Origin of the sequence: Streptomyces sp. NPDC000345 (genome assembly GCF_042898825.1) — a bacterium.
Taxonomy (GTDB): Bacteria; Actinomycetota; Actinomycetes; order Streptomycetales; family Streptomycetaceae; genus Streptomyces.
This window is the reverse complement of record NZ_JBIAZE010000012.1, coordinates 120,838-133,551: the sequence shown is the minus strand read 5'-3', so window position 1 is coordinate 133,551 and position 12,714 is coordinate 120,838. Positions and strand designations below refer to the sequence as shown.

The window sequence follows — 12,714 nt, the reverse complement described above, 5'->3', positions numbered from 1 at the left end:
GGATCGGAAAGATCCCTTTATGTACCTGTTCTCGAGGAGCGGTATGAACGACGAGGACATGAAGGATGTGACGGACACCGACGTCGACGACATCGATGACCAGGTCGACGAGGAACCCGTCGGTACGGAGCTCGCGGAGCCGGACGTCCTCCTCGACATCCCCCTGCTCAAGGTGGACGAGATCGCCCTGGACGTCGAGGATCTGCGCGCGAAGGTGTCGCTCCAGGCGGATGTGCTCGACCTGCTCCGGCTGAACGTCGGTGCCTACGTGGAACTGGGCGCCGTCCACCTCGACATCAAGGGCGTGGAGGCGCAGGCGCTGCTGAAGGTGCGGCTGGACAACGTCGTGGAGGTCATCGGGAGGGTTCTGACCACCATCGATCGCAACCCGGACATCCTCAGGGACGTGACCTCGGGCGTCGGGACCGCTGTACGCGAGGTGGGCGCCGGCGCGGGCCGCACACTCGACGAGGTCGGCCGTGGCGCCGGCAGGGCGGTGGAGGATGTGGGGCGTGGGGCGGGGACTGCGGTGGAGGATGTGGGGCGTGGGGCGGGGACTGCGGTGGAGGATGTGGGGCGTGGGGCGGGGACTGCGGTGGAGGACGTGGGGCGTGGGGCCGGGACTGCCGTCGAGGGCGTCGGGCGTGGGGCCCGGACTGCCGTCGAGGGCGTCGGGCGTGGGGCCGGGACCGCGGTCGAGCGCGTGGGTGACGACACGGGCAGCGCGGTCACGGGGCTCGCGGAACGGACCGGGGACACCGTGGAGGGAGCCGCCGCGCAGGTCGGCGAGACGCTGCCCGACACCGCGGAGAAAGTGTCCGACGTTCCGGAGGCCGCGAGCGGCGGCGCCACGCGCGCCCGGAAGGCCGGCGGCGCGACAGGCCGCGCGGAACGGAAGCTCGCGCGCGAAGACCCCGCCCGCAGGCGACGGGCCGCCGCGGGCGGCGAGGGGCGGGTACGACAGGGCGCTGAAGCACCTCGTCGCAAGGTGAAGCGCGTGCGGGAGCAGGAGCCGGAGGACGACAGCCGGCCTCCGTGAAGGCCTGTACACCGGCACGCGGACATCGAGTTCACGTCCACCGCGGCGGCCGACCGGCTCCGTTTCCGCGAAGCACCGCATACGGACGTCCGTTTCAGCGGGAGTCCCGGCACCCGCTCGGCCACGGCGAGCACGAGGACGAATCTGCCCGACCCGGTCGACGTCGGCGTGGAGCACCGGAACGTGCGGGTCCGGTACCGGCTGTCGAACACACTCGGCACCGGGGGCCGGCAGCGCTGATGCCTGACAGACGTCGTGCGCTCCTTGCGGCGCACTCACGCGGCTCGTCACGCACGCACGGCCCCGTGCCTGTGATCACGGCCGGTAGGCGCCGCGGTTGTGGTACGTCACCCTCCCGGAGGGCAGCCGGTCCGGTGCGAAGAGCTGGTCGACGGTCACGAAGTGGAAGCCGCGCGCCTTGAGGCCCTGGATGATGCCCGGCACCGCGTCGACCGTCGTCTTGTGGATGTCGTGCAGGAGGACGATGTCCCCGGGCCTGGTCTCCGCCTTGACGGTCCTGATGATCCTGGCGGTGTCGCGGTACTTCCAGTCGAGGGTGTCCACACTCCAGTGGACCAGCGGTCGAGCGGCGGCGGTGCGGACGGTCGCGTTGTGCGCGCCGTACGGGGCGCGGAACGTGGTGGGCTTCTTGCCGGTCGCCAGTTTGATCGCCGCGTCCGTACGGGAGAGCTGCGACCTGACCTTCGCGGCGCTGAGCCCGGTCAGCTTGGCGTGGTCCCAGCTGTGGTTGCCCACCTGGTGGCCGGCGAGCGCCGCGCTGCGCACCGTCGACGGGTGGCTCTGGACGTTCTTGCCGACGAGGTAGAAGGTCACCTGGACGTTGTGGTCCTTCAGGATGCGCAGCAGCCGAACGGTGTCGGCGACCGGCCCGTCGTCGAAGGTGAGGGCGACGCACTTCACCCTGCGGCAGTCGACGGTCACAGACGTGGCGGCGGAGGCGGACGTGGCGGCGGTTCCGGCCAGCGCGGTGCCGCACAGGGCGGCGGCGAGGGCCAGGGCGAAGAGGCGTCGGTGCATCGGATCCCCCCAAGGACAGCGGACTTGCCTTGTTGGACGCACCGGGAGTGTGCATGGATGTACGTTCGGTGAGCCTCCGTTCGACTTACCGGAAGATTCCGTGCGTCCCGGACCGGAGGGACGGCCCCCGCCCGGACGCGCGGCGGAGCGGGGCGACCCGTGAGACAGTCGTATGAAAGCGCCGGAGTCGGCGATGCTCGGGCGCACGCCCGGGCGGTGGGCACCGCCCGGAACCGTGTGCCTACGGCACTGGAGCGGAGGGATCCGTCATGTCGGAGTCGGGCGAGGCGACGCAGGCCGACCGGGCCCTGAAGGCGAAGCACCGAGCCATGTGGGCGCTGGGCGACTACTCCGTCGTGGCCACGGAGGTCGTCCCGGACCTGGGGCCGGTGCTCGTCCGGGAGAGCGGCGTGCAGCCGGGCAGCCGGGTGCTCGATGTCGCGGCCGGGACGGGGAACGCCGCCGTCCCCGCCGCCCTCGCCGGCGCGGACGTCGTGGCCGTGGACCTGACCCCGGAACTGCTGGAAGCCGGACGCCGGCTCGCCGCGGAGCAGGGCACCGAACTGGAATGGCGCGAGGGCGATGCCGAGGCACTGCCGTTCCCGGACGCGGACTTCGACACGGTCGTGTCCTGCGTCGGCGTCATGTTCGCCCCGCACCATCAGCGGGCAGCCGACGAACTGGTCCGCGTCTGCCGGCCGGGCGGCAGCATCGGACTGATCAACTGGACCCCCGAAGGGTTCATCGGGCAGATGTTCACCGCCATGCGCCCGTACGCGCCACCGCCACCGCCCGGAGCGCAGCCCGCGCCGCTGTGGGGCGACGAGAGCCATGTGCGTTCGCTCTTCGGTGACCGCGTCACCGGCCTGAATGCCCGTCGCCGGATGCTGCGCGTCGACCGGTTCTCCCGCCCGGAGGACTTCCGGGAGTTCTTCAAGAGCAGCTACGGCCCGACCGTCGCCGTCTACCGTGCCATCGCCGACGACCCCGGGAAGGTCACCGCCCTCGACACGGCGCTCACGGATCTGGCCGCCCGGCACCTCGCGGACGGCGCCATGGAATGGGAGTATCTGCTGGTCACGGCCGACAGGACCCCTGAGTAGGGGGAGGCGACGGCTGGTGCTTCGCGGCCACCGGAGCATGTCCGAGGACGAGCAGGGCGCGCTCCCACGCACCGGGGCTCCGAGATCGTCATGCCGGCCCGTGCGCGTTCCCGTCCCGCCGGTGCGGTGAGCTCCTGACCCGTACGGCACCCGGGTCCCGCAGGCACCGCGGCCGCCCCACCCGTTCGGGCGGGGATCTTGCCGCCGGACCTGGGTAGCCGGAGGAAGACCCAGGGAGGATTGTCATGACGACGTACGTCATCTCGGTACCCGGGACCTTCGCCGACGGGGCCGGGCCCGGAACACGGGCCGAACTGGCCCGGGCGCTGCGCCCGGCCGACCCGCACCGCACCCGTCTGGGCAGCGCGGAGGATCTCGACGCGCTGACCGTCAACGAGGACGACACCTTCACCGTCCGGCTCACCGTCGAGGCGGACAGCGGACCCGAGGCCGAGCGGGAAGCCCACCGGCTCGCGCGCTCCGCGCTGACGGCGGCCGGCCTCGACGACGACTCGGCGCCACTGGGTCCGCCCGTGGTCACGGGCATCGACTCCGAGGCCTGACCCGCCCCGCCCGGGGCGTCGGCGTGCACACGGGCCGTCGGCGCGCCGGGCCGGTGGACACGCCCCCCGTGTGGCGAGCGGCGCCCCGGCGACGGACGGGGCGCCGCGGCCGCGTCAGTACGCCACGGCCTTGACCACCGTCAGCTCCTCACCCGTCAGTTCCGCGACCCGGTGCGCCGGCACACCCGCCGCCAGCGCACGGACCAGCAGCGCGTCCCGGCCGTCGGCGCGGGAACGGTAGTCCAGCAACTCCCGCTCCAGCCGGGCCACGCTCTCCAGCGCGTTCCGCAGGCGCAGCAGGTTCAGTTCGTCCTCGCCGAGCGGCACCGGCAGCCGTTCGGCGTCCTCGGGGATGGCCGCCGTCTCCTCCGGCGGCACGAGACGCAGACCGGGAGAGCGCTTGCTGACACCTTGCGCGTCGAGCCACGCCCGCACCGCGGGTGTCTCGAGGCAGTCCGGCTCCCCGGCGGCCGACAAGGGCACGCCGATCGGAACGCCCGTGTCGTTCAGCAGTACGAGGTAGGGGTCATCGGTCATCGGCGGTCCTCCCGTGCACGGGGCACCGTGCCCCGACGGCATCTCCTCTACCCCTCGACGGCCGTCCGATGACCGCCACCGCGGGGCCGGCGGGATCCATGACAGCGGACTGGCGGGACTCCCGTGAGAACCGGACCGGAGGCCGGGTTGATGTACGGGGCCGGGTGGGGGAAGGTGGCGACAGCACCTGATGGAAGGCGATCGGACCCGCCAGAACGCGGGCCCTGGAGTGATGAACAGTGCCGAAGGCCCGCCGCACTCGGCGCAGAGCCCGATGTCTTCCGTGGGCGTTGCGTGGATGACGGCGCCCTGTCCCGCGCTGGTCGTGGACGCGGCCGGTGCCGTCGTCGAGGTCAACGCCCGTGCCGCCGCCCTGTTTCCGGAAGCGGTGTGCGGCGCCCGGCTGGAGGACACCGCGCCCGGCTGGCTCGTCGAGGGGCACCGGCGCGTCACTACGGGCGGTGCGGATCTCGCCGGACCGGTGCGGGGCCGGCACGGCCCGTGGTCGCTGGAGGCGCACCCCACGCTCGGCGCGGACGGTGAGGTGGTGTGGTGGCTGCTGGACGACACCGACCGCGTCCTGGCCGAGGCGGCCCTGCACGGCGAGCGCGAGCGGACCGCCTTCCTCACGGACGCGTCCTCCCGGCTGCTGGCCTCGCTGAACGCCGAGCGGTGCATGGAGGTCACGGTCCAGCTGGCCGCCGAGCACCTCGCGGACGCCGCCGTGCTGGTCGCCTCCACCTCCGGCCGGCGCCACCTGCTGGCCCTCGGTTTCGGCGGCGCGGTCACCCACCGGGCGGAACGCATCGATCCGTCGATGGTGCCCGGTCTCGCCGAAGCCCTCCAGGGCTTCCCCCCGGTGCCCTCGCGCTGGATCGACGCCTCCGCGCTGCCCGGCTGGGCCCTACCGGACGGATTCGACGGTCCGGTCGGCTCGGTCGTGGTGACCCCCTTGCCGGGCCCGGGGTTCCCGGCCGGCGCACTGATCCTGCTGCGGCGCAGTGACCACGCCGCCTTCGACGCCTCCGAGGAGGTGTTCGCCCGTGTCTTCGCCGCCCGTGCGGGCGCCGCGTTGTCCGCGGCCCGGCTGTACCAGGAGCAGACCCGCATCACGGTGACGCTCATGGCCGAGCTGCTGCCGCCGGTGCTGCGCCGTGTGCACGGAGTGGAGTTCGCGGGCGGGTACCGCGCTTCGACGGACACCGAACGGGTCGGCGGGGACTTCTACGACGTCCATCCCGCCGCCCGGGCCGACCAGGAGAGCCTCGCGGTCCTCGGGGACGTGTGCGGCAAGGGACTGGACGCCGCCGTGCTGACCGGGAAGATCCGCAACACGCTCCAGGCGCTGCTGCCGCTGGCCGACGATCACCACCAACTGCTGGGCATGCTCAACGAGGCTCTCCTCAGCAGCCGTCACACCCGGTTCGCCACGCTCGTGCTGGCGTCGGTGCGCCGCCGGGGCAGCACCACCCGTCTGCGGCTGACCAGCGCCGGTCACCCCGCCCCGCTGATCGTGCGGCGTGACGGCACGGTCGAGGCGGCGGCGACCGCCGGCACGCTGATCGGTGCCCTGTCCGACGTCCGGTTCAGCACCGCCGAGATCGACCTGCAGCCGGGCGAGACCTGTCTGCTGTTCACCGACGGTGTCATCGAGGCCAGAGGCGGCCCGCTGGGCGACGCGATGTTCGGTGAGGAACGGCTGCGCGCCAGACTGGGGGAGTGCGCCGGCCTGCCCGCCGAGGCCGTCGTCGAGCGCATCCAGATGCTCGTGGCCGAGTGGATCGAGGGCAACCGGCACGACGACGTCGCGGTGATGGCGATCACCGCGCCGCACACCACGCACCCGACAGCCCTGGACGGCAGCACTCCGGGCAGGCTCACCGTATGACCCGCCCGATCACCCCCTCCGACCGCGCCGTCCTGGTGCGGCGAGCCCGCGAGGAACTCTGGCAGGCCGTGAGCGTCCGCGACGAGTACGCCGCCGGCCAGGCCGTGTTCACCGCGCTGGACGCCGGCGTCAGCGCCGAGGACGTCCTTCTGGACGTCATCGCCCCCGTGCAGCGCAAGGTCGGCGCCGAATGGGCGGCCAACCGCTTCACCGTCGCCCAGGAACACGCCGCCACGGCGGTCCACGACCGGATCATCGCCGCCCTCGCCCACCGCACCCGGGGCACCGGACCGGCCGAGGCCCGCGGCACGGTCACCGTCGCCTGCGTGGACGGCGAGTGGCACGCCCTGCCCGCCCGGATCCTGGCAGAGGTCCTGAGCCACCACGGTTACCGGGTGGACTTCCTCGGCGCCCAGGTTCCCACCCCGCACCTGATCGCCCATCTGCACCAGACCGCCCCCACCGCGCTCGCCGTCTCCTCCTCCCTGCCCACCCGCATCCCCACCGCCCACGCCGTGATCACCGCCGCACGGGCCATCGGCGTCCCCGTCCTCGCCGGAGGCGCCGCCTTCGGCGAGGACGGCCGCCATGCCCGCCGCCTCGGCGCCGACGCCTGGGCCCCCGACGCCCGCGCCGCCGCGGCCGTCCTCGACCGAGGGCTGCCCCAGCCGCGGACCGGCGCCGTCCGGCAGAGCCTCGACGACCTGCCCCACCTCGCCGACCAGGAATACACCCTGGTGTCCCGCAGCAAACGCCAGTTGGTGAAGAACACCCTGGCCGGGCTGGAGGAACGGCTGCCCGCCATGCGCCGCTACACCGACGCCCAGCGCGAACGTACCGCCGAAGACGTCGCCCACATCGTCGACTTCCTCGCCGTCGCCCTCTACACCGACGACGCCCGTCTGTTCACCGACTTCCTCGACTGGACCGGTGACATCCTCCAGGCCCGCGGGGTGCCCGCCCGCGTGATCGACCCGGCTCTCGCCCTCCTCCGGGAGGAGCTCAAGGACTTCCCCCGCGCCCTCGGTATGCTCACCCAGGGCCGCGCCCGCTACGGCGACGGCTCCCCGACCCCTCCCACTCCCGGACCCCGCCACGACGTCTGACGACGCACTCGGACGCCGGTTCCCAGCCGGCCACGACCCTGGACGCCGCAGGTGACGCCCGCATCCGCATCACCGGAGAACTGGACCGGGACACCGACGACGAGCTCGGCCGGGCCGCGACAGAATGCCCGAACGCCGATCCGGCACCCCGCCACCTCCACCTGGACTGCGCCCGGTTGACCCTGTGCGACTCCCTGGGCCTGGCAACGCTGCTGATGATCCACCGGGACGCCGCCACCGCCGGTACCCGGCTGCACCTCGACGAGCGACCGGACGTACTCCAGCGGCTGCTGCGGACCACCGGCACCGCGCACGTCTTCTCCGACGCCGCGGCGGCCGCGCACGCGCGCACACCCGGTGAGCCCGACCGCTCCACCACGACCCGCGTCGCGCCGCTGTCCGGACGTCCCTGAGACGCCCGCCTCCTCCCCTCCACCGCCCGGCCGCCGGCGCACAGCGTGAGCGGCCGTCCAGCGGTGGGGCCCGCCCGGCTCCCCGCTCCGCCCGGCCGTTTGCCAGAATGCCCTCATGAACGTCGAAGCCGAAGCCGAAGTGACCGTCAGAGTGGTGGACGACGTGCGGTTCGTGCAGGTCACCGGAGCGTTCGACGCCGAAGACGCGCCGATCCTGGCACAGGCCCTGGCCCTCCCCGCGGACGACGGTACGTCGGGCACCGTCACGGACCTCGCCGAGGTGACGTTCGCCGACTCCTCCTTCCTCCACACGCTGCTCGCCGCTCAGAACGAGCACGAGCGGACCGGCGTCCCCCTCGTCTTCGCCGAGGTGCCCCCGGTCGTACGGCGACTGCTGGATCTGACGGACGTCACCCGGATCCTCACCCTCGCCGACGACGTCCCGGCAGCCGTGGAGCTGCTCCGCACCCGCGGCGACCGCCCCCGCCCGCAGTGAGCGGAGCACCTCGCACGAGGCGGGCCAGGAGCAACAGGGGCGTGACGGACGAGCGGAGCAGAGAAGGCACGTGACCACCACAGAACCCGCCACGGGAAGGCTGTACCCGCCCGTCACCGCCGCGTCGGCCCGTGCTCACGTCCGCGACCTCCTGCTCTCCCGGGTCCCGGCCCCACCGCGGACGGTCGTCCAGGACGTCCTCCTCGTGCTCACCGAACTGATCACCAACGCCGAGCGCCACGGCGGCGGGCTGACCGCCGTCGACGTCCGTCTCGACGAGGACCTCCTCACCATCGACGTCTCCGATGCCTCGGCCGTCGAACCCCGCACCACGCCGCGCGGCCACCCGGCCGCTCCGGGCGGCTTCGGCTGGCCTCTGATCCAGCGGCTCGGCAACGAGGTGTCGGTGACACCTTCCCCGGCCGGCAAGACGATCCGGGTCGTCATGAGGACCGACCGCGTCGCCTCCTAGCCACATGAGGGCACGCCTGCGCGGCTCGTCGTGTGCTCGGAAAGCTCGCTCGCACGGCAGCGGGTCCCGTGGGCGGTATGCGCCCACGGGACCCGCTGCCGTGCGTCGACGATTCCGGTTCGTCAGGCGTCCGCGGCCTTGGCGGCCTTGGCGGCGGCCTCCTCCGTTTCGGCCCGGGCCGTCACCAGGGTGCCTCCGGCGTTCTCGAGATGCGCCCGGACGAACCACTGGAACTGCTCGAGGTCGCGCAGCTGCTCGATGAGCAGGTCCTCCGTCGCCGGGTCGATCTCCCCGACGGTCTTGATCGCCGCACGCACGTCCTCGATCAGGCCCGTGTAGACGACATCCAGCGCACCGAGGTGCGCGATGGCGTCCTCGCGGCCGATCGAGTAGTCGTCCCAGGTGCGTTCCTTGACCAGGGACCCGGGCGTGCCCTGGGCGACTCCGCCCAGGGCGGCGATGCGCTCGGCGACGTCGTCGGCCATGTCGCGCACCCTGTCCACCTGCGGGTCGACCATCTGGTGCACGGCGATGAAGTGGGGTCCCACGACGTTCCAGTGGACGTGCTTGAGGGTGAGGTGGAGGTCGTTGAGGGCGTGCAGCCGCAGGCGGAGGACGTCGATGAGCCTGCCTGCCGCCGCGCGCTCGATCCCCGGCACCGTGTACTTGGGGGTGAGGTCCTTGGCCATGCTTCGCAACTCCTTCTCCACGGGGGGTGGGCGTCGATGCACTGGTGCCCCGCCTCGGCTTCCGCACTCTCCTCCGTTCGGGTACCCCCTCCGCCGCCTCGGCTGAGAGGGACCGGGACCCCGTGGACAGCGTGCACGGGACGGGAACCGAAGATCTTCTCCGCCACGCCGTCCGGACGTCGGACGGGACGTCCTCAGCCCTCCAGTGAGGGTGCCGAGCCGGGCAGCGGGCGGCCCGCCGACTCGGCCGTGAACCAGACCGCCACACCGCCGATCACGGCCGCGGCCATCATGTAGTACGCGGGCATCATCATGTTCCCGGTCGCCCCGATCAGGGCCGTCACCACCAGCGGGGTGGTGCCGCCGAAGAGCGACACGGAGACGTTGAAGCCGATCGAGAGCGAGCCGTAGCGGACCTTCGTCGGGAACAGCGCCGGCAGCGCGGCCGGCATCGCCGCCGTGAAGCAGACCAGCAGCAGGCCCAGCGCGCCCATGCCGAGGGCGATCGCGAGCAGGCCGCCCTGGCGGATCAGCAGCAGGGCGGGGACGGACAGCAGCAGGAAGCCCGCACAACCCGCGGCGATCACCGGTCGGCGGCCCACACGGTCGGTCAGGGCGCCCGCGAAGGGCTGGACGACCATCATCAGGGCCATCACGCCGAGTACGACGAGCAGGCCGTGCGTCTCGTCGTACGCGAGCTCACTGGTCAGATAGCTCGGCATGTACGACAGCAGCATGTAGTCGGTGACGTTGAAGACCAGGACGAGACCGACGCAGAGCAGCAGCGCCCGCCACTGCCCTGTGATCATCTGGCGCAGCGGCACCTTCTGACGGCTGGACTCGGCCTTCTCGGCCTCGGCCGCGAACGCCGGGGTCTCCTCCAGACGCATCCGCAGATAGAGGCCGACGACGCCCATCGGGCCCGCGATCAGGAACGGGATCCGCCAGCCCCAGCTCAGCAGGTCCTCGGTGGACAGCAGGGCGGTCATCACCGTGACCAGGCCGGCGCCGCCGATGTACCCGGCGAGGGTGCCGAACTCCAGCCAGCTGCCGAGGAAGCCGCGCCGCTTGTCGGGCGCGTACTCGGCGATGAAGGTGGAGGCGCCCGCGTACTCACCACCGGTGGAGAAGCCCTGCACCAGGCGGGCGGCCAGCAGGAGCAGCGGAGCTCCGACGCCGATCGAGGCGTACGACGGGATGAGACCGATGGCGAAGGTGCCCGCGGCCATCATGATCATGGTGAGGGCCAGTACCTTCTGACGGCCGACCCGGTCGCCGAGCGGCCCGAAGACCATGCCGCCGAGCGGGCGGACCAGGAAGGCGGCGGCGAAGGCGCCGAACGTCGAGAGCAGCTGGGCTGTCGGATTCCCGGACGGGAAGAAGACCTTGCCCAGGGTGACCGCGATGTAGCTGTAGACGCCGAAATCGAACCATTCCATCGCGTTGCCCAGCGCGGCGGCCTTCACGGCGCGCTTCACGAGAGCCGGGTCGGTGACGGTGGCGGTCTTCGGGGAGGTCGGGTGAGCCAGGGGCGGAGTGGTGACTGTGGCAGTCGGCAAAACGTCGCTCGCCTACTTTCGTCGGGGGCAGGGACGGGTCTGCTCGACGGCGCCGGCGGCAGGCCAGTAAGCGACCGTAGAGGGACAGACGCCCTTCACGGGTCGTCAACGCTTCGTTGCATACTGCACGCGCATGTGGTCCAGGCAGCACCTTCGCACCCTGCGGAGAGCCGTTCCGCCGGATTGCGGTGTGACCCATTTCGCGTCCAGGGGGTGGCGGAGGCGGCTCTGGTTCAGGTGATCATTCCCTCTCGTTGCGCCGGGCGATGCTGCTGCTCAAGGCTGTGGCGAAACCGCACCACGCCGCGTAGGGCAGCAGGGCTCCGGCCGCTGTCCGGTCGGTCCGGGCCGTGCGGCGGATGAGGTCGACGTTGCTGAGGTCGAGCAGCACGGTGCCGACCAGGCCCGCCCTGGGGCTCCGCAGGCCGAAGAAGAGCCAGTTCCACCCGGCGTTGAGGGCGAGGTTGACGGCCATGCTCGCGGCCAGGCGGCGGCGTTCGTGCCGGTCGCAGGCCTTGCCCAGGGCCCGGCCGCCGGCGTAGGCGATCGACGCGTACAACGGTGTCCAGACGACGCCGAACGCCCAGGACGGCGGCTGCCACACCGGCTTGCGCAGAGACCTGTACCACGCGCTGTCGGCATCGACGGCCCGCGCGCCTGCCACCGCGGTGGCCGTCACGGCCGCCCCGCAGGCGCCGAAACGCAGCCACGCCCTTCCCGGCCTCCGGCCGCCGTCCTCGCTGATCAGCCTCATGCCTTCAGGGTTTCCCCGGCTGAGCGGCCCCTACCGCACAAGGCCGCTCAACCGTCGACCGGTACGCCCAGCCGGGCGGCGGCGGTGGTGAGGGCGGCACCCAGCGGCAGCGCCACCCGGGCGCGGGCGTGCGGGTCACCCCGGGTCGGGTCCCGGTTGACGATCAGCACCGGTTTCCCGGTCCTGGCCGCCTCGCGGACGAACCGGAGCCCGGACATCACCGTCAGTGAGGAACCCAGGACCAGCAGCGAGGCCGCCTCACGGACCAGCCCGCGGCACTGCTCGACGCGCCGCGGCGGAACGGCCTCGCCGAAGAACACCACGTCCGGCTTGAGGATGCCGCCGCAGTCCGCGCAGGGCACCACGCGGAAGTCCCCGACCTGTTCGTCGGTGAGGTCGGCGTCACCGTCCGGGTTCATTCCCGCGGCCACCGGCTCGAAGCCCCTGTTGGCCTCCTCCAGCCGCCGGGCGAGTTCCTGGCGCGGGCTGACGGCGCCGCAGGACAGACAGACGACCTGGGCCAGACTCCCGTGGAGTTCCACGACGTCCTCGCTGCCCGCGGCCTGATGCAGGCCGTCGACGTTCTGGGTGATCACACCGGCGAGCAGTCCGTGCCGCCCGAACGCGGCCACGGCCCGGTGCCCGGCGTTGGGGCGGGCGCCGCGGAAGGTGCGCCAGCCGAGGTGGCTGCGCGCCCAGTACCGGCGCCGCGCCCGGGCGCTGCCGGTGAAGTCCTGGTAGGTCATCGGGGTGTGCCGGCTCAGGCTCCCGCCCTTGCCCCGGTAGTCGGGGATGCCCGACTCCGTGGAGATGCCCGCCCCGCTGAGCACGAGCAGACGGCCCGTGCCCAGGGCATCGACGACCGGCTCCAGATCCGTGGTGCCCGGCAACAGTCCCCCCGTAGGGGTCCAGCTCAGAGTGGGGCGCATGCGCATGCCGCCAGGGTACGGAACACGACGCCGTACCCCATGAGCGAACGGACGGCTCGGGCAGCTCTCCGGCCGCGGCCCGCGGACACCGGTACGGGCGGGCCCCGCTCCGGTCCGCCGCCCCACCG

The 12,714-nt window shown here is 72.5% G+C and carries 14 protein-coding genes; 8 read left to right on the top strand and 6 right to left on the bottom strand.

Annotation, left to right across the window (positions count from 1 at the left end; all coding sequences use genetic code 11):
• Nucleotides 1-43 precede the first annotated feature (43 nt).
• A complete protein-coding gene (locus ACFY30_RS27290; protein ID WP_390847776.1) occupies nt 44-1,039 on the top strand; it encodes a hypothetical protein in 996 nt (331 codons plus the stop codon).
• A 315-nt stretch (nt 1,040-1,354) separates the two neighbouring features.
• Here the strand turns inward: ACFY30_RS27290 and ACFY30_RS27285 are convergent, their stop codons facing one another.
• A complete protein-coding gene (locus tag ACFY30_RS27285; protein WP_390847775.1) occupies nt 1,355-2,077 on the bottom strand; it encodes a polysaccharide deacetylase family protein in 723 nt (240 codons plus the stop codon).
• A gap of 269 nt (nt 2,078-2,346) precedes the next feature.
• Here ACFY30_RS27285 and ACFY30_RS27280 point away from each other — a divergent pair, with 269 nt between their 5' ends.
• Nucleotides 2,347-3,180: a class I SAM-dependent methyltransferase gene (locus ACFY30_RS27280; RefSeq protein ID WP_390847774.1), complete on the top strand. Its 834-nt coding sequence runs from the start codon at nt 2,347-2,349 to the stop codon at nt 3,178-3,180.
• A 245-nt stretch (nt 3,181-3,425) separates the two neighbouring features.
• Nucleotides 3,426-3,743: a hypothetical protein gene (locus ACFY30_RS27275; RefSeq protein ID WP_390847773.1), complete on the top strand. Its 318-nt coding sequence runs from the start codon at nt 3,426-3,428 to the stop codon at nt 3,741-3,743.
• A 114-nt stretch (nt 3,744-3,857) separates the two neighbouring features.
• Here ACFY30_RS27275 and ACFY30_RS27270 read toward each other — a convergent pair whose 3' ends face one another.
• On the bottom strand, nt 3,858-4,280 hold the full coding sequence (locus ACFY30_RS27270) for a DUF6003 family protein (protein WP_390847772.1): 423 nt from the start codon (nt 4,278-4,280) through the stop codon (nt 3,858-3,860).
• 232 nt (nt 4,281-4,512) lie between these two features.
• Between ACFY30_RS27270 and ACFY30_RS27265 the strand changes: the two genes are divergently transcribed.
• From ACFY30_RS27265 to ACFY30_RS27245, 5 genes are all read left to right on the top strand, one after another.
• Nucleotides 4,513-6,168 (top strand): SpoIIE family protein phosphatase, encoded by a 1,656-nt coding sequence (locus ACFY30_RS27265; RefSeq protein ID WP_390847771.1) that lies wholly within the window; start codon nt 4,513-4,515, stop codon nt 6,166-6,168.
• Nucleotides 6,165-7,274, top strand: a complete 1,110-nt coding sequence (locus ACFY30_RS27260) for a B12-binding domain-containing protein (RefSeq protein WP_390847770.1) — start codon at nt 6,165-6,167, stop codon at nt 7,272-7,274. The genes ACFY30_RS27265 and ACFY30_RS27260 overlap by 4 nt, the downstream gene beginning before the upstream one ends.
• On the top strand, nt 7,271-7,687 hold the full coding sequence (locus tag ACFY30_RS27255) for an STAS domain-containing protein (RefSeq protein ID WP_390847907.1): 417 nt from the start codon (nt 7,271-7,273) through the stop codon (nt 7,685-7,687). The genes ACFY30_RS27260 and ACFY30_RS27255 overlap by 4 nt, the downstream gene beginning before the upstream one ends.
• A gap of 115 nt (nt 7,688-7,802) precedes the next feature.
• Complete coding sequence (locus ACFY30_RS27250) at nt 7,803-8,183, top strand: STAS domain-containing protein (RefSeq protein WP_390847769.1); 381 nt, start codon at nt 7,803-7,805, stop codon at nt 8,181-8,183.
• 70 nt (nt 8,184-8,253) lie between these two features.
• A complete protein-coding gene (locus ACFY30_RS27245) occupies nt 8,254-8,655 on the top strand; it encodes an ATP-binding protein (RefSeq protein ID WP_390847768.1) in 402 nt (133 codons plus the stop codon).
• Between the two features lie 122 nt (nt 8,656-8,777).
• Here the strand turns inward: ACFY30_RS27245 and ACFY30_RS27240 are convergent, their stop codons facing one another.
• The 4 genes from ACFY30_RS27240 to ACFY30_RS27225 form a co-directional block, all read right to left on the bottom strand.
• Nucleotides 8,778-9,344, bottom strand: a complete 567-nt coding sequence (locus tag ACFY30_RS27240) for a Dps family protein (RefSeq protein WP_390656947.1) — start codon at nt 9,342-9,344, stop codon at nt 8,778-8,780.
• Between the two features lie 194 nt (nt 9,345-9,538).
• Nucleotides 9,539-10,903, bottom strand: a complete 1,365-nt coding sequence (locus ACFY30_RS27235; protein ID WP_390847767.1) for an MFS transporter — start codon at nt 10,901-10,903, stop codon at nt 9,539-9,541.
• 241 nt (nt 10,904-11,144) lie between these two features.
• On the bottom strand, nt 11,145-11,657 hold the full coding sequence (locus tag ACFY30_RS27230) for a TspO/MBR family protein (RefSeq protein ID WP_390847766.1): 513 nt from the start codon (nt 11,655-11,657) through the stop codon (nt 11,145-11,147).
• A 47-nt stretch (nt 11,658-11,704) separates the two neighbouring features.
• Nucleotides 11,705-12,592, bottom strand: coding sequence for an NAD-dependent protein deacetylase (locus ACFY30_RS27225; RefSeq protein ID WP_390847765.1), 888 nt, complete (start codon nt 12,590-12,592; stop codon nt 11,705-11,707).
• Nucleotides 12,593-12,714 lie beyond the last annotated feature (122 nt).